Source organism: Lysobacter enzymogenes (assembly GCF_900106525.1).
GTDB classification, from domain to species: Bacteria; Pseudomonadota; Gammaproteobacteria; order Xanthomonadales; family Xanthomonadaceae; genus Lysobacter; species Lysobacter enzymogenes.
The window spans coordinates 41,906-56,289 of sequence record NZ_FNOG01000009.1 but is presented as its reverse complement, the minus strand read 5'-3'; the positions used below and the strand labels follow the sequence as shown (position 1 = coordinate 56,289).

Here is a 14,384-nt window from a genome sequence, read left to right as displayed (position 1 = left end):
GGAGATGCGCATGTTGCAACGGTACGAATCGAAGGATGTTCCGCGCCGCGAACCCGCGGGCGCGGCCGCGCTGGCGCCGCAAAGCGCGTTGCGCGCGGCTTACAGCGGCGTGTGCCACGGCACCTTGGGCGAGTTGTGGCAGGGGCCGTGCGAGCACGACGGCGAACTGCACATCGGCCTGATCTCGCTGCCGGTGCGGCGCTACAGTTGGATGCATTTCCTGCCGGGCGAGGACGGCGATCTCGAGCGCGATCTCGACGGCAAGGACAAGTGCCGGCGCGCGATCGAGGCGTATCTGCGCCTGCACGGCAAATCGCTGCCGCCGGGGCGCTTCAGCCACGACAGCGAATTGCCGGTCGGCAAGGGCATGGCGAGTTCCACCGCCGACGTGGTCGCGACCGTGCGCTGCCTGGACCGAGTGTTCGCGCTGCACACGCCCCTGGACGCGCTGACCGAGCTGCTGCGCGGCATCGAGCGCTCCGACAGCGTGTTTCTCGACCGCTACGCGCTGTATCTCAGCGGGCGCCAGCGCGTGCTGCGCGAATTCGGCCCGGCGCCGCGCCTGCACGCCTGTTACATCGATGAAGGCGGCACGGTGGAAACCGAAAAGCTGGCCGAGCCCTTGCTGCAGCATTACCACCGCCACCAGTCTTCCTATCGCGTGCATCTGGAGCTGGCGCTGGAGGCGTTCGAACGCGGCGATGCGGCGGCGATCTGCGAAGTCGCCACGCGCAGCGCGCAGCTGGCGCAGTGGGTGACGCCGAAGCCGCACCTGGACATGATGCTGCGCCATCGCCGAGAACTCGGCGCCGACGGCGTGGTGGTCGCGCACACCGGCAGCCTGATCGGCTATCTGTTCGCGCAACGGCCGGAGCCGATGCGGCTGGGCGAGCTGTCGGCGTTCTTCGCCGGGCTCGGCCGGCAATGCCGGATGATCGAGGCCGGGCCATGAGCGCGGCCGTGCACGCCCACATCGCCGATGCGATCAAGGCGCCCGACCTGGTCCGGCTGGGGCCGAACCTGTATGTGGCGCGGTTCGAGACGATGAAGGTCTACTCGACCCTGGTCGCGGTCGAACGCCTGCTCGCCAGCGGTCGCATCCGCCCTGGCGCGACGCTGATGGACAGCTCCAGCGGCATCTACGCCTATGCGCTGGCGCTGGCCTGCCACAAGTACGGGCTCAACTGCCGCATCGTCGGTTCCAAGACCGTGGACAAGACCTTGATGGTGCAGCTGCGCATCCTCGGCGCCACGGTCGAGCAGGTCGAACCGCAGGCCACGCTCAAGCTCGACCAGAGCCTGCGGGTGGCGCGCATCCGCGAGCTGATGGCGGCCGATCCGGAACTGCACTGGATGCAGCAGTACCACGACGAGATCCATTACTGCGGTTATGAGCCGGTCGCCGAACTGATCGCCGACGGCGTGCGCGGCGCGCCGTTGAGCCTGATCGGCGGCGTCGGGTCGGGCTGCTCCACCGGCGGGCTGGCCCGCGCGCTGCGCGAGCGTGCAGGCGAGGTCGAGCTGATCGGCGTGCAGCCGTTCGGCAGCATGACCTTCGGCTGCGAACACATCGAAGACCCCGGCATCATCATCGCCGGCATCGGCAGCTCGATCCCGTTCCGCAACGTGCGCCACGCGCTGTACGACCAGGTGCACTGGGTCTCGTTCGATTACGGCCTGTCCGGCGCGGTGGCGCTGCTGCGCGAGCATGCGCTGTTCGCCGGCCTGTCCAGCGGCTGCTGCTATCTGGTCGCGCAGCGCGAAGCGCGGCTGCATCCCGAACGCAACGTGGTGTTCCTCGCCGCCGACACCGGCCACCGCTACGTCGACGGCGTGTTCGCGCGCTTCGACGAAGCGCTGGCGCTGGACGATCTACAACCGGCGCCGGTGGAGCGGCTGGACCAGTTGCGCCTGCCGTGGTCGGCGATGCGCTGGAACCGCGCCGCGTTCGAGCCGGCGCTTTCTCCCGTTTCCGCAGCCGCGGCGCAGCCCGCGGCCGCGCACTGAATCCCTTTCCACGGAGCTTCGCCCCATGGCGCATTTGTTGATGATCGAAAGCTGGGTCGGCGGCACCGGCCGGATTTTCCCGCCGGCGATCGCCCGGCTCGGCCACCGCTACACCTTCGTCACCCGCAACCGCGGCCACTACCAGGATCCGCGTTCGCGCGAGATCCATCCGGTGATCGAGCATGCCGAGAATGTGCTGAGCTTCGATACCAACGACGTGACCGCGCTGGTCGAGTTCCTGCGCGCCCAGCACGAGGTGCTGGAGTTCGACGGCGTGGTGACGATCTGCGACTACTACATCGGCACCGTGGCCGAAGTGGCGCAGGCGCTGAACCTGCCGCAAGCGTTCTCCGACAACGTAGTGATGGAGCGGCGCAAGGACTTGGTGCGCGAGGCGATCGAACGCGCGTTCCTGCCCAACCCGAAGTTCGCCGTGGCCGGCGAATGGGAGCAGGTGCGCGAGGAAGCGGCGCGCATCGGCTATCCGCTGGTGGTCAAGCCCACCGACCTGGCATCCAGCGCCTTCGTCAAGCTGGTGCGCGATGAAGCGCAGCTGCGCGAGTCCTTCGACGCGCTGGCCGCGTTCCCGCGCAACTTCCGCGAGCAGGCGCGGGTGCCGCTGCTGCTGCTGGAAGAGTTCATGGACGGCGAAGAGGTCAGCGTCGAGGCCTGCACTTACCGCGGCAGCACCACGGTGATCGGCATCACCGACAAGAGCCTCACCGGCTTTCCCTATTTCATCGAGGACGGCCACATGTTCCCGGCGCGGCTCGATCCGCAACTGGCGCAGCAGGTCGAAGCGCTGGTGCGCGGCGCGCTGGCCGCGGTCGGCCACGATCACGGGCTCAGCCATACCGAGGTCAAGCTGACTTCGAAGGGCCCGCGCATCGTCGAGATCAATCCGCGTCCCGGCGGCAACTACATCGCCGAGCTGATCCAGCGCGCCACCGGCATCGACCTGCTCGACGCGCAGATCGAACTGGCGCTGGGCCGCGAACCGGACCTGCAGCGCCGCGACACCGGCGTGGCCAGCGCGGCGATCAAATTCGTGGTGCCGGTGCGCGCCGGTCGCGCGCTCGCGCTCGACGGCGCCGATGCCCTCGACGCCGATCCGAACATCGCGCGCTGGAGTTTGGCCGCGGTGGCCGACACCGACGTGTCGGCGCCGATCGACAACGCCTGCTATCTCGGCCACGTGATCGCCACCGATGCGCACGGCCTGGACGCGCGCGCCCACGCCGAGCGCGCCGTGGCCGGGCTGCGCTTGCGTTACGCCGACGAAACCGTCGCTCCCGCCGCCTGATCGCGGCGTCCTTTTCCGCTTACTTCACGAGCCGCGCATGAATCCGCCCGTTCCCCATACCGTCGCCGACCTCACCGAAGCCGTCCTGCGCGGCGCCCATGGCCCCGATCCTGCGCAACTGCACGCGGTCGGCGCGTTCTGGGTCCGCCAGAGCACCCAGTTCCCGGGCACCGACACCAAGTACCGCAATTACTACTTGGTGCTGCGCGCTGAATCCGCGTTCGGCGGTTGCTGCCTGGAGCGCGACCAGCTCGAGTCGGCCATCGCCGAGGACTTGTCCGGCCGCAGCCTGGCCGAGCTGTTGCGCGACGAGCGCACGCCGGTGCGCGTGGCCGCGCTCGACGCCTACCTGGCCCTGGCCTATCCGCATCGGGAACAAGCGCAGGCGCAGACTCTGCTGCTGCCGCACGGCACGCCGCTGGAGCGGGCCAAGGCGCGCGACGCCGCCATCGCCGGCTTGCTCGACATTCGGCCGGGCATGCGCGTGGGCCTGATCGGCGTGGTCAATCCGCTGGTCGAAGCGATCCAGGCGCGCGGCGGCACCTGCCTGCCCTGCGATTTCAATCTGCGCCGCACCGCCGACGGCACCGAGGTCATCGCCGATATGGAAGTGGTGCTGGCGCAGGCCGACTTGGTCATCGCCACCGGCATGACCTTGAGCAACGGATCGTTCGACCGCATCGTCGAGGTCGCGCGCGAGCGCGGCATCGGCCTGGTGGTGTACGCGCAAACCGGCAGCGCGATCGTGCCGCGCTTCCTCGGCCACGGCGTCGCCGCGGTGTCGGCCGAACCGTTTCCGTTCTCGCAGTTCAGCGCCGATCCCACGCCGATCCATCTGTATCGGGCCGAACGCATCGGCGCGCGCGAGGCCGCCTGAGCCAGCGCATGAACGCCTCCGCCGCACCCGCCGCCGGATTGCCCGACCTCGACGAAGCCGCGCGCAAGCGCGCGCTCGCCGGGTTGCTGGTCTACACCTTCTTCATGGTGGCCGGCTTCGCCATGCTGATGCCGCTGGTGGCGGTGCATTACGTCGACAGCCTGGGCATGGCCGCCGCCGCGGTCGGTCTGGCGTTGGCGGTGCGGCAGTTGTTGCAGCAGGGTTTGGCCCTGCTCGGCGGCATGCTGTCCGACCGCTTCGGCGCGCGGCGCATGATCTGCCTGGGCGTGCTGCTGCGCGCGGCCGGTTTCGCCAGCCTCGCCTTCGCCGACGATCTGCCGCTGCTGCTGGCGGCGATGGCGCTGTCGGCGCTGGGCGGGGCGATGTTCGAAGCGCCGTATCAGGCCAGCATCGCCGCGCTCACCGACGCGCAGACCCGGCCGCGCTATTACGCGATCAGCAACTGGGTCAGCGGCGTGGCGACCACGCTCGGGCCGCTGCTCGGCGTGGCCCTGCTGCGTTTCGATTTCCGCGTCGTGTGCCTGGCCGCGGCGGCGTGCTTCGCGCTGAACTTCGTCATCGCGCTGAAGCTGCTGCCGACGTTCGAGATGCCGCCGCAACCGCCGCCGCTGCGCCACGGCCTGGGGCTGGTGCGGCGCAACCGCGACTTTCTGGCGCTGGTCGGCTGGCTGATGCTGTATTGGTTCCTGGCGGTGCAGATCAACATCAGCTTCCCGCTGCTGGCGCAGGCGCTGGCCGGCAGCGTCGACGGAGTCGGCGCGATGTTCGCGCTCAGCGCCGGCATCACCGTCGCGTTGCAGTACGGGCTGGTGCGCTGGCTTGATCGCTGGTTGAGCGCGGCGCAGTTGCTGGTGCTCGGCGTGACGCTGATGGCGCTGTCGACCGGCGCGATCGCCTGGGCCGCGACGTACCCGCAATTGCTCGCCTGCGTCGCCGGCTATGCGGTCGGCGCGGTGCTGACCCGTCCGACCCAGCAAACCCTGATCGCCGGGCTCGCCGACGCGCGCGCGCTCGGCACCTTCCTCGGCGTGAGCTCGCTGAGCCTCGCCGTCGGCGGCGGCCTGGGCAACATCGCCGGCGGTTGGCTGATGGACGCGGCCGCGTCCGGCGCGCGGCCGTGGCTGCCGTGGGCGACGTTCTGCGCGGTCGGGCTGCTCAGCGCGCTCGGCCTGCATCTCGCCCTGCGCCGGCAAGCGGCGCCCGCCTAGCGCACAGCTTTCCCTTCCCCGTCGCTTTAGTTGCCCTCTCCCGGACTCCGGCAAAGGAGAGGGCTTTTTTTCGTCCGTTGTTTCGCCGGATCACTCGGGCGGCGGCGCGATCGCTTCGAAACGCTCGCGCAGGAATTCGCGCAGCCGCTGCACCAGAGGGCTCAGCAGGCGCCGGTCGGGGCAGACCAGGTTCAGCGGCGCCGGTTCGCCGCGCCAGTCGCGACACAGCACACGCAACTGCCCGGCCAGCACTTCCTGCGACACGTCCAGCCACGACTTGAAGGCGATGCCGTGCCCGGCCAGCGCCCAGCGCTTGACCGCGTGGCCGTCGTCGCTGACCCGGTCGCCGCGCACGCGCAGGTCGCGCACGTCGTCGCCGCGGGTCAGCCGCCAGCGGTCTTGGGTTTCGCCGCGGATCAGCATGCGCAGGCAATTGCGTTCGGCCAGTTCCTGCGGATCGGCCGGTTCGCCGTGGCGGCGCAGATAATCCGGCGAGGCGCACAGCACGCGGCGGTTGTCGGCGCGCAGCGGCAGCGCGATCAGGCTCGAGTCCGGCGGCGGGCCGTAGCGCAGCGCCACGTCCACCGGCTGGCGGTAGACGTCGGCGAAGTGGTCGGACAGGTTGGCGCGCAGTTGCACTTGCGGATGCGCTGCGAGAAACCCGTCCAGCCACGGCAACACCAGGCTGCGGCCGAGATCGGACGGCATCGACAATTGCAGGCTGCCGCGCAGCACCGCCTGATCGCCGCGCAGCGCCTGCTCGCCCTCGTCGATGGCGCGCAGCGCTTCGCGCGCGTGCTGCAGGAAGCGTTCGCCCTCGGAAGTAAGCCGCAGGCTGCGAGTGGAGCGCACGAACAGCTGCGCGTGCAGTTCCGCCTCCAGCCGCTTGAGCGTGGCGCTGGCCGCGGCCGGGCTGATGTCGAGCGCGCGCGCCGCGGCCGACAGGCTGCCGGCGTCGGCGGCGCGCACGAACAGGACGAGATCGGCGAAGGCCTTCATGTTCGGCGCCCCAGGTTCGAAGGTCTATTTTCAAAGGTCTATTGAAACAGAACCGGCTTATGCCCGGTTTTCGCCGCGCCGGCAAGGCGTCAGCCTGATGCCGTCGCCCTTCGGAACCGGCCATGAGCGCCACCGACCTCACCTGTGCGCCGCATTGGCGCTTCGATCACCTCAATCTGCGCGGCCGCGCCGACGATGCCGCGCTGGCGCGCCTGTTCGGCGGCGTGATGGGGCTGCGTCCGGGCTATCGGCCGCCGTTTCCGTTTCCCGGGCAATGGCTGTATCGCGGCGATGAGGCCTGGTTGCATCTGGTGCAACCCTCGTCGTCGCAAGACTCGCAGCCGCGCCTGGGTCATATCGCCTTCCGCACCGATCAGCCCGCCGCGGCGCTGATCGAGCGCGTGCGCGCCGCCGGCCTCGCGCACGAGATCGCGGTGGTGCCCGAGCAGGGCGAGGTGCAGGTGTTCGTGCCGCTGCCGGGCGGGCTGGTGATCGAACTCGATGCGCCGGCCGATGCCGCCTATGCCGGCGACGGCGTTTACCGCAGCCGCCTGGCTCGCCGCGGCGCCTGATCCGCTTCGGCTTCATCCACTTCCTCGCCATCCACTTTCACGCGCGCCGCTACGACGGCGCCTTCTTCGAAAAAAGGACCATCCCGATGAAATCCCTGTCCCGCGCGCTGCTCGCCGCAGCCGTGTCGCTTTGCGTCGCCGGCACCGCCGCGCATGCCGCCGAGGCCCTGAAGCAAGACAAACGCCTGCAAGTGGTCGCCGTCTCCGACGTGCGTCCCGGCAACGTCGCCGTCGCGGCCGACGGCCGCGTGTTCGCGACCTTCCACCCGCTCGGCGATACCCGCCTGCAGCTGGCCGAAGCGGTGGACGGCAAGCTGCGGCCGTATCCGGACATGAGCGTGCAGAACGGCGGCGCTGCGGCGACGGATGCCACGCTCGACACGCCGTTGGGCATCAGCGTCGACCGCAAGGGCCGGCTGTGGGTGATCGACATGGGGCTCAAGCTCGGCAAGACCCGGTTGTGGTCGTTCGATCTCAAGACCAACAAACTCGCGCGCAAATACGAACTGCCGGCCGATATCGCGCCCAAGGGCAGCTTCGTCCAGGACTTCGCCATCGACGAGACGCACGGCTGGGCGTATCTGGCCGACATCGCCAACCCCGGCATCATCGCGCTGAATCTCGACAGCGGCGCCGCGCGCCGCTTCGGCGGCCACGCCGCGCTGCAGGCCGAAGACGTGGATATGAAGATCGACGGCCGGGTGGTGAACTTCGGCGGCAAGCCGGCGCGCGTGGGCATCAACCCGATCACCTTGTCGGCCGACCGCGAGACGCTGTACTTCGGCGCGATGAACGGCACCACCTGGTACCGCCTGCCGGCGCGGTTGCTGCGCGAAGGCGCCGACGATGCGGCCATCGCTGCGGCGATCGCGCCGGCCGGGCCGAAGCCGATCAGCGACGGCGTCGCCACCGGCGCCGATGGCACGCACTGGTTCACCGACCTGCAACGCCACGCCATCGTGCGCCTGGGCCGCGACGGCAAGCTGCGCGACGCGCTGCGCGATCCGCGCCTGCAATGGCCGGACAACCTCGCGCTCGGCGGCGACGGCTGGGTCTATATGTCGGTCAATCAGCTCGACCGCACCCCGGCCTTCACCGGCGGCGCCGACGGCGGCAAGCCGCCGTACTACCTCTACCGCTTCCGTGCGCGCTGAGCGCGCGCCGCCGCCGATCTTCCGATCGCTCCCGCATTCGATCTTCCGCTCGAGGAACGCCATGAGCCACGCCTTGTTCGAACCCATGCCGCTGGGCCCGCTGCGGCTGCCCAACCGCATGGTGATGTCGCCGATGACCCGCGCGCGCAGCGCCCAGCCCGGCAACGTGCCGACGGCGGCGATGGCGCGTTACTACGCCCAGCGCGCCGGTGCCGGCCTGATCGTCAGCGAGGCCACCCAGGTGTCGCCGCAAGGGCAGGGCTACAGCTTCACGCCCGGCATCCACAGCCCGGCGCAGATCGACGGTTGGCGGCAGGTCACCGACGCGGTGCACGCCGCGGGCGGCCGCATCTTTCTGCAGCTGTGGCATGTGGGCCGGATGTCGCATGCGAGCTTCCACGACGGCGAGCCGCCGGTGGCGCCTTCGGCGTTGTCGCCGGACGCGCAGGTGTGGATCGTGCGCGACGGCGTCGGCGCGATGGTCGATTGCCCGCTGCCGCGCGCGCTGCGGCGCGAGGAGATCGCAGGCGTCGTCGAGCAGTTCCGCCGCGGCGCCGCCAACGCCATCGCCGCCGGCTTCGACGGCGTCGAGATCCACGGCGCCAACGGCTATTTGATCGACCAGTTCCTGCGCACCACCTCGAACGTGCGCGAGGACGAGTACGGCGGCTCCATCGCCAACCGGGTGCGCTTTCTCGACGAGGTGACGCGCGCGGTCGCCGCCGAGGTCGGCGCGCAGCGCACCGGCATCCGTCTTGCGCCGTACATCACCGCGCGCAACATGAACTGCCCGCAGATCATTCCGGCGATCCTGGAAGCGGCGCGGCGCCTGCAGGCCATTGGCGTGGCTTATCTGCATCTGTCGGAAGCCGATTGGGACGATGCGCCGCACGTGCCCGATTCCTTCCGGCATGAGCTGCGCGCGATCTACTCCGGCGCGCTGATCGTCGCCGGCCGCTACGACCGCGAGCGCGGCGAGCGCATCCTGGGGCAAGGTTTGGCCGATCTGGTCGCGTTCGGGCGGCCGTTCATCGCCAATCCGGACCTGCCGCAGCGCTATGCGCACGATTGGCCGCTGGCGGCGTTCGACCCGGCGACCTTGTTCGGTGGCGACGAGCGCGGCTACACAACGTATCCGACCTACGCCGGATAACTGCGCAAGCGCGCGGCTACGGCGCGGTGGCGCGCTCCAGCGCCATCAGCGTCGCCAGTGCGTCTTCGCGCGAGTCGCCGCACATCTCGGCTTGCGGCTGCAGCGAGGCGCAAAAGCGCGGCCGCTCGGGTTTTCCGAACAAACGGCAGCGCAGTTCATCGTCGAGTTGCACGCAGGGAATGCCGGCCGGCTTGCCGTGCGGCATGCCGGGAATCGGCGAGGCGATCGAAGGGGCGATGCAGCAGGCGCCGCAGCGGTCGCGGCAGCGCATCGCCGTGCGCTCAGGCCTGCGGCGGCGCCGGCCGCTTGGCCAGCACGGCGGCGATCAGCAGGCCGGTGGCGGTCAGCGACAGCACGATGTGGACGCCGCCGATCACGGAATGGAACAGGCCAGCCGAACTGGCCGGCATGCCGGAAGCCAGGCTCTTGTACATCCAGGCTTGTCCCGCCAGCCCCAGCAGCATGCCGACGATCTCCAGGGAAAACGCGGCCACCGCATAGACCGCGCCGACGCCGATACGGCGCCTCCACGACAGGCACAGCACCAGGCCGATGGCGCAGGCGATCAGGTTCGGCGTCATCATCGCCGCTTGCGCGCCCAGTGCGGGCAGCCAGTCTTCGAACGTCATGCGCGGCTCCTTGCCGGTACGCGCGCGTCGGCGCGCGCGGGAAAATCGTCGGATGCGAGAGGACTTTAGTCCGCGGTCACCAGGGTGCCCGCGCCCTGACGCAGCAGGTCGTAGACCGGATCGGTGTCGGCGCGGCGGCGATGCCAGCGCTCGAAACTTTCCGCGGCCTGTTCGACCAGCATGCCCAGGCCGTCGTGGCGGTCGTGCGCGCCGGCGACCTTGGCCCAGGCCAGGAATGGGATCGCCGCTTCGCCGTAGCTCAAGTCCACCGCCGCGGTGCGCGGCGTGGCCAGGCTCATCGGCAGGCTCGGGAATTCGTGTTCGCGCGCGGCCGAGGTGGCGTTGACGATCAGATCGAAGTTGCCGAGGTTGCCGACATCGGCGAGATAACGCGGATGCACGCGGCCCGGCTGGCCGAGCGTGTCGGCCAGCGCGTCGGCGCGTTCGCCGGTGCGGTTGACGATGTACAGGTCGCCGATGCCGGCATCGAGCAGCGCCGGCGCCACGCCGCGCGCGGCGCCGCCGGCGCCGATCAGCAGGGTGCGGCGTTCGCGCAGGTCCAGGCCGTGGCGCTCGGTGAGGTCGCGGATCAGGCCGACGCCGTCGGTGTTGTCGCCTTCCCAGCCGGTCGCGCTGCGGATCAGGGTGTTGACCGCGCCGGCGCGGCGGGCGCGCTCGCTCAGATGGGTGCAGATGCTCGCCGCGCGGGTCTTCAGCGGCAGGGTGATGTTGGCGCCGAGGCCGCCCTCGGCAGCGAACTCGGCCAGGGCCACGTCGAAGCGCTCGGGCGCGGCGTCGATCGCCACGTATTCCAGCGAGATCCCGAACTGGCGCGCGAAGGCCGCGTGGATGCGCGGCGACAGCGAGTGCGCGACCGGATGGCCGAACACCGCATAGCGCAGGACCGGGCTGGACGAACTGGAATCGATCGACATGGGCGCGCCTCGTTAGACTGGTGACTCTTCCGATGGGAGCAAGACGCGCATGCGCCACGCCAGGGTCTGGTGGATTCCGAGTGTACTCCTCGTCTGCGCCGTAGCCAGCCCGCCCGCTGCGGCCCTGAACGAATACGGCATAGAAGGCATGGGCGTGGTCTCGACCGCGCACAGCGAAGTGCGCGCGAGCGTGAGTCCCGACGGACGGCGCATCGTCTGGGGCAGCGACCGTCCCGGCGGCGCGGGCGGGCGCGACCTGTGGCAAGCCACCTTGGTCGACGGCCGCTGGCAGAACCCCGAGCCGCTGGCGCTGAATACCGCCGCCACCGACTTCGATCCGCACTTCAGCGCCGACGGCCGCTGGCTGTTGTTCTTCTCCGACCGCCCCGGCGGCCAGGGCAAGGACGATCTGTACCGCGCCGCGGTGCGGCCCGACGGCAGCTTGGGCCCGGCCGAAAACCTCGGCCCCGGCGTCAACACCGCCGGCCGCGAATGGGCGCCGACGCTGAGCCGCGACGGCCGCCACCTGATGTTCGCCAGCGACGGCCGCGGCGGCGCCGGCGGCCAGGATTTATGGATCGCGCGCTGGGACGGCAAGGCCTTCGTCGACCCGCGCCCGGTCCCGGGCGTCAACACCGCCGCCGATGAATTCGACGCCGCCTGGCTCGGCGACGGCCGCGCGATCGTATTCACCCGCTCGCAGAGCGTGGACGGCGACAAACCGTTCCGCCTGTTCGTCGCGCAATGCGATGGCCAGCGCTATGGCGATGCGGTTGCGCTGAAGCTGTCGTTCAACACCGAAGAGAACTTCACCTTCGGGCCGACGCTGGACTGGAACAAGCCGACCGAGTTGCTGCTCAACGGCACCGCCAAGGCGCCGAAGGCGGGGCGGCAGGATATCTATCGGATGGCGGCGCCGGCGGCGACGGGCAAGGATGGGTGCGTGGGCGGCGCGGCGAAATGATGTGGGAGGGCCTTCAGGCCCGACGCTCTTCGTTCGGATCGCGGCGATCGGGAACAAGAGCGTCGGGCCTGAAGGCCCTCCCACACTTAAAGGGCGGGCTTCAGTTCGCCTCGCGCATCCACTGCGCCGCATCCAATGCGAAGTAGGTCAGCACTCCGTCGGCGCCGGCGCGCTTGATCGAGGTCAGCGACTCCAGCACGCAGCCGCGTTCGTCGAGCCAGCCGTTCTGGATTGCGGCGCGCAGCATCGCGTACTCGCCGCTGACTTGATACACGAACGTCGGCGCGCCGAATTCGTCCTTGGCCCGGCGCACGATGTCCAGGTACGGCAGGCCCGGCTTGATCATGATCATGTCGGCGCCTTCGTCGAGGTCGAGCGCGATCTCGCGCATCGCTTCGTCGCTGTTGGCCGGGTCCATCTGGTAGGTGTACTTGTTGCCCTTGCCCAGCGCGCCGGCCGAGCCCACCGCGTCGCGGAACGGGCCGTAGAAGCTGGAGGCGTACTTGGCGCTGTAGGCCAGGATTCGGGTGTGGATGTGGCCTTCGCTTTCCAGCTCGGCGCGGATCTGGCCGATGCGGCCGTCCATCATGTCGCTGGGCGCGACGACGTCGGCGCCGGCGGCGGCGTGCGACAGCGCCTGCTTGACCAGCGCTTCGACGGTCTCGTCGTTCATGACGTAGCCGCTGTCGTCGATCAGGCCGTCCTGGCCGTGGGTGGTGTACGGGTCGAGCGCGACATCGGTGATCACGCCCAGTTCGGGGAAGCGCTGCTTGAGCGCGCGCACTGCGCGTTGGCACAGGCCGTCGTCCTGCCATGCGGCTTCGGCGGTGAGCGACTTGGCCTCCGGCGCGGTGACCGGGAACAGCGCCAGCGCCGGCACGCGCAGCTCGCTGGCGCGCTCGGCCACGCGCAGCAGTTCGTCGATCGACAGGCGTTCGATGCCGGGCATCGAGCCGACCGGGGCGCGGCCGTCGAGTTCGTGGACGAAGACCGGGTAGATCAGGTCGTTCGCGGTGAGGACGGTCTCGCGCATCAGCCTGCGCGAGAACTCATCGCGGCGCATCCGCCGCGGGCGGGTGTAGGGGTAGCTCATGGCGGCATAGTCTACTCCCGCGCGCGGCGGGGGCCTGCGGCCGTGGGTCGCACAGGGATGGGGATGCAGCGTTCTGCCTCGGTCGGCAAGTTGGTGCGTCGGGCCCGGCGTGCTCCCTCTCCCGCTTGTGGGGTGAGGGGCTGCGCTTGCGAGCCACAGGCTCGCGCAGCACCGAACGCATGAACGCTCTGCGTTCGGGCCGGAATATGGGCCAGGGCGAGGGTGTCGAGGCGCGGCGGGCCCTCACCCCAACCCCTCTCCCGCAAGCGGGAGAGGGGCTTTGGCGCAGCGGGCAAAGTTCGCTGCATCGAGCTCGGATGCTCCCTCTCCCGCTTGCGGGAGAGGGCTGGGGTGAGGGTGTCGGAGTGCGGTGGGCCCTCACCTCAACCCCTCTTCTACAAGCGGGAGAGGGCCTTCAATCCGAATAGACGCGGTAACGCAGCGGACGCACATGGATCAGGCTGCCCGCGGCCGGCGTCACCGCGTCCGGGGTCGCCACCAGGTCCAGTTCCAGCGGCCGGGTCTGGCCTTCCACGTTCAATTCCAGGGTGATGCGCTCGGCCAGCCGGTGCGAGGAGATCACCCGCGCGGCCAGGCCTTCGCCGGCGCCGACCAGGGCCATGTCGTGCGGGCGCACGTACAGGCGCGCGCGGCTGCGGCTGTGCACGTCTACCGGCAAGCGCAGGCCGTGGCCGTCGATGGACAGCTCGCCGCCCTCGGTCTGGCCGTCGATGACGTTGGCGCGGCCGATGAAGTCGAACACATAGGCCGAGGCCGGCGCGCTGTAGATCTCGTCGGGCGTGCCGATCTGCTCGATCCGGCCGTCCTTGAGCACGACTACGCGGTCGGCCAGCTCCAGCGCTTCTTCCTGGTCGTGGGTGACGAACAAGGTGGTCTGCCCGGTCTGGTCGTGCAGGCGGCGCAGCCAGCGGCGCAGTTCGACGCGTACCTTGGCGTCGAGCGCGCCGAAGGGTTCGTCGAGCAGCAGCACGGTCGGGTCGATGGCCAGCGCGCGCGCCAAGGCCACGCGCTGTTTCTGCCCGCCGGACAATTGTTCGGGATAGCGCGCGCCCAGCTCGGGCAGCTGGATCAGGCCGAGCAGTTCCTGCACGCGTTTGGCGATCGTCGCCTTGTCGGGCCGCCGCGCGCGCGGCCGGCTGCGCAGGCCGAAGGCGATGTTCTCGGCCACGGTCATGTGCTTGAACAGCGCGTAGTGCTGGAACACGAAGCCGACGTTGCGCTCGCGCAGGCTCAGTCGGGTGGCGTCGTTCTGGCCGAACAGCAGCCGGCCCGAATCCGGCGGCAGCAGGCCGGCGATCACCCGCAACAAGGTGGTCTTGCCCGAGCCCGACGGGCCCAGCAGCGCGACCAGTTCGCCCGAGGCGACGTCCAGGTCGACCGCGTCGAGCGCGGCCACGTTCGCGTAACGCTTGGCGATGGCTTTGAGATGCAGGTCCATTGGGTATCCG

The 14,384-nt window shown here is 69.9% G+C and carries 15 protein-coding genes and 1 pseudogene; 10 read left to right on the top strand and 6 right to left on the bottom strand.

The window, feature by feature from the left end; all coding sequences use genetic code 11:
• The first annotated feature begins 10 nt into the window (after positions 1 to 10).
• Genes BLU84_RS20575 through BLU84_RS20555 form a run of 5 tightly spaced genes read left to right on the top strand, consistent with a single transcriptional unit; the run spans position 11 to position 5,416 of the window.
• Positions 11 to 952: a GHMP family kinase ATP-binding protein gene (locus BLU84_RS20575; RefSeq protein ID WP_083383000.1), complete on the top strand. Its 942-nt coding sequence runs from the start codon at positions 11 to 13 to the stop codon at positions 950 to 952.
• A complete protein-coding gene (locus BLU84_RS20570; protein ID WP_074871587.1) occupies positions 949 to 2,007 on the top strand; it encodes a pyridoxal-phosphate dependent enzyme in 1,059 nt (352 codons plus the stop codon). The genes BLU84_RS20575 and BLU84_RS20570 overlap by 4 nt, the downstream gene beginning before the upstream one ends.
• Before the next feature lie 25 nt (positions 2,008 to 2,032).
• On the top strand, positions 2,033 to 3,310 hold the full coding sequence (locus BLU84_RS20565) for an ATP-grasp domain-containing protein (protein ID WP_074871584.1): 1,278 nt from the start codon (positions 2,033 to 2,035) through the stop codon (positions 3,308 to 3,310).
• A gap of 37 nt (positions 3,311 to 3,347) precedes the next feature.
• Entirely contained in the window at positions 3,348 to 4,187 is an 840-nt protein-coding gene (locus BLU84_RS20560) for a Rossmann-like domain-containing protein (protein WP_074871581.1), read from the top strand.
• Between the two features lie 8 nt (positions 4,188 to 4,195).
• Positions 4,196 to 5,416: an MFS transporter gene (locus BLU84_RS20555; RefSeq protein ID WP_074871579.1), complete on the top strand. Its 1,221-nt coding sequence runs from the start codon at positions 4,196 to 4,198 to the stop codon at positions 5,414 to 5,416.
• 90 nt (positions 5,417 to 5,506) lie between these two features.
• Here BLU84_RS20555 and BLU84_RS20550 read toward each other — a convergent pair whose 3' ends face one another.
• Positions 5,507 to 6,415: a LysR family transcriptional regulator gene (locus tag BLU84_RS20550; protein WP_074871575.1), complete on the bottom strand. Its 909-nt coding sequence runs from the start codon at positions 6,413 to 6,415 to the stop codon at positions 5,507 to 5,509.
• Positions 6,416 to 6,537: 122 nt separating this feature from the next.
• Here BLU84_RS20550 and BLU84_RS20545 point away from each other — a divergent pair, with 122 nt between their 5' ends.
• The 3 genes from BLU84_RS20545 to BLU84_RS20535 all read left to right on the top strand — a co-directional run bounded on the left by BLU84_RS20545 (position 6,538) and on the right by BLU84_RS20535 (position 9,294).
• Positions 6,538 to 6,987, top strand: a complete 450-nt coding sequence (locus tag BLU84_RS20545) for a VOC family protein (RefSeq protein ID WP_074871569.1) — start codon at positions 6,538 to 6,540, stop codon at positions 6,985 to 6,987.
• Between the two features lie 86 nt (positions 6,988 to 7,073).
• Complete coding sequence (locus BLU84_RS20540) at positions 7,074 to 8,141, top strand: L-dopachrome tautomerase-related protein (RefSeq protein WP_074871567.1); 1,068 nt, start codon at positions 7,074 to 7,076, stop codon at positions 8,139 to 8,141.
• Positions 8,142 to 8,202: 61 nt separating this feature from the next.
• Positions 8,203 to 9,294 carry an alkene reductase gene (locus BLU84_RS20535; protein WP_074871563.1) on the top strand — a complete coding sequence of 364 codons (1,092 nt, stop codon included), beginning with the start codon at positions 8,203 to 8,205 and terminating at the stop codon, positions 9,292 to 9,294.
• A 16-nt stretch (positions 9,295 to 9,310) separates the two neighbouring features.
• Here BLU84_RS20535 and BLU84_RS20530 read toward each other — a convergent pair whose 3' ends face one another.
• From BLU84_RS20530 to aroE, 3 genes are all read right to left on the bottom strand, one after another.
• Positions 9,311 to 9,565: a YkgJ family cysteine cluster protein gene (locus BLU84_RS20530; protein ID WP_034983904.1), complete on the bottom strand. Its 255-nt coding sequence runs from the start codon at positions 9,563 to 9,565 to the stop codon at positions 9,311 to 9,313.
• A gap of 10 nt (positions 9,566 to 9,575) precedes the next feature.
• Complete coding sequence (locus tag BLU84_RS20525) at positions 9,576 to 9,923, bottom strand: hypothetical protein (protein WP_074871560.1); 348 nt, start codon at positions 9,921 to 9,923, stop codon at positions 9,576 to 9,578.
• Positions 9,924 to 9,988: 65 nt separating this feature from the next.
• Entirely contained in the window at positions 9,989 to 10,858 is an 870-nt protein-coding gene (gene aroE, locus BLU84_RS20520) for a shikimate dehydrogenase (protein ID WP_074871557.1), read from the bottom strand.
• 49 nt (positions 10,859 to 10,907) lie between these two features.
• Between aroE and BLU84_RS20515 the strand changes: the two genes are divergently transcribed.
• Positions 10,908 to 11,822, top strand: a complete 915-nt coding sequence (locus BLU84_RS20515; RefSeq protein WP_074871554.1) for a TolB-like translocation protein — start codon at positions 10,908 to 10,910, stop codon at positions 11,820 to 11,822.
• A pseudogene (locus tag BLU84_RS28835) lies at positions 11,794 to 11,895 on the top strand (DUF6053 domain-containing protein); the annotation flags it as partial. The gene BLU84_RS20515 and the pseudogene BLU84_RS28835, both read left to right, overlap by 29 nt.
• A gap of 27 nt (positions 11,896 to 11,922) precedes the next feature.
• On the opposite strand, the gene hemB reads toward BLU84_RS28835, so the two are convergent.
• Positions 11,923 to 12,915 carry a porphobilinogen synthase gene (hemB, locus tag BLU84_RS20510; RefSeq protein ID WP_074871550.1) on the bottom strand — a complete coding sequence of 331 codons (993 nt, stop codon included), beginning with the start codon at positions 12,913 to 12,915 and terminating at the stop codon, positions 11,923 to 11,925.
• A 415-nt stretch (positions 12,916 to 13,330) separates the two neighbouring features.
• Positions 13,331 to 14,374 (bottom strand): sulfate/molybdate ABC transporter ATP-binding protein, encoded by a 1,044-nt coding sequence (locus BLU84_RS20505; protein WP_074871545.1) that lies wholly within the window; start codon positions 14,372 to 14,374, stop codon positions 13,331 to 13,333.
• Positions 14,375 to 14,384: the final 10 nt, after the last annotated feature.

What these genes read in the sequence shown, in the direction of transcription:
- BLU84_RS20575 (WP_083383000.1), top strand. Translation starts at nt 11, where the DNA reads ATGTTGCAACGGTACGAATCGAAGGATGTTCCGCGCCGCGAACCCGCG.
- BLU84_RS20570 (WP_074871587.1), top strand. Translation starts at nt 949, where the DNA reads ATGAGCGCGGCCGTGCACGCCCACATCGCCGATGCGATCAAGGCGCCC.
- BLU84_RS20565 (WP_074871584.1), top strand. Translation starts at nt 2,033, where the DNA reads ATGGCGCATTTGTTGATGATCGAAAGCTGGGTCGGCGGCACCGGCCGG.
- BLU84_RS20560 (WP_074871581.1), top strand. Translation starts at nt 3,348, where the DNA reads ATGAATCCGCCCGTTCCCCATACCGTCGCCGACCTCACCGAAGCCGTC.
- BLU84_RS20555 (WP_074871579.1), top strand. Translation starts at nt 4,196, where the DNA reads ATGAACGCCTCCGCCGCACCCGCCGCCGGATTGCCCGACCTCGACGAA.
- BLU84_RS20550 (WP_074871575.1), bottom strand. Translation starts at nt 6,415, where the DNA reads ATGAAGGCCTTCGCCGATCTCGTCCTGTTCGTGCGCGCCGCCGACGCC.
- BLU84_RS20545 (WP_074871569.1), top strand. Translation starts at nt 6,538, where the DNA reads ATGAGCGCCACCGACCTCACCTGTGCGCCGCATTGGCGCTTCGATCAC.
- BLU84_RS20540 (WP_074871567.1), top strand. Translation starts at nt 7,074, where the DNA reads ATGAAATCCCTGTCCCGCGCGCTGCTCGCCGCAGCCGTGTCGCTTTGC.
- BLU84_RS20535 (WP_074871563.1), top strand. Translation starts at nt 8,203, where the DNA reads ATGAGCCACGCCTTGTTCGAACCCATGCCGCTGGGCCCGCTGCGGCTG.
- BLU84_RS20530 (WP_034983904.1), bottom strand. Translation starts at nt 9,565, where the DNA reads ATGCGCTGCCGCGACCGCTGCGGCGCCTGCTGCATCGCCCCTTCGATC.
- BLU84_RS20525 (WP_074871560.1), bottom strand. Translation starts at nt 9,923, where the DNA reads ATGACGTTCGAAGACTGGCTGCCCGCACTGGGCGCGCAAGCGGCGATG.
- aroE (WP_074871557.1), bottom strand. Translation starts at nt 10,858, where the DNA reads ATGTCGATCGATTCCAGTTCGTCCAGCCCGGTCCTGCGCTATGCGGTG.
- BLU84_RS20515 (WP_074871554.1), top strand. Translation starts at nt 10,908, where the DNA reads ATGCGCCACGCCAGGGTCTGGTGGATTCCGAGTGTACTCCTCGTCTGC.
- hemB (WP_074871550.1), bottom strand. Translation starts at nt 12,915, where the DNA reads ATGAGCTACCCCTACACCCGCCCGCGGCGGATGCGCCGCGATGAGTTC.
- BLU84_RS20505 (WP_074871545.1), bottom strand. Translation starts at nt 14,374, where the DNA reads ATGGACCTGCATCTCAAAGCCATCGCCAAGCGTTACGCGAACGTGGCC.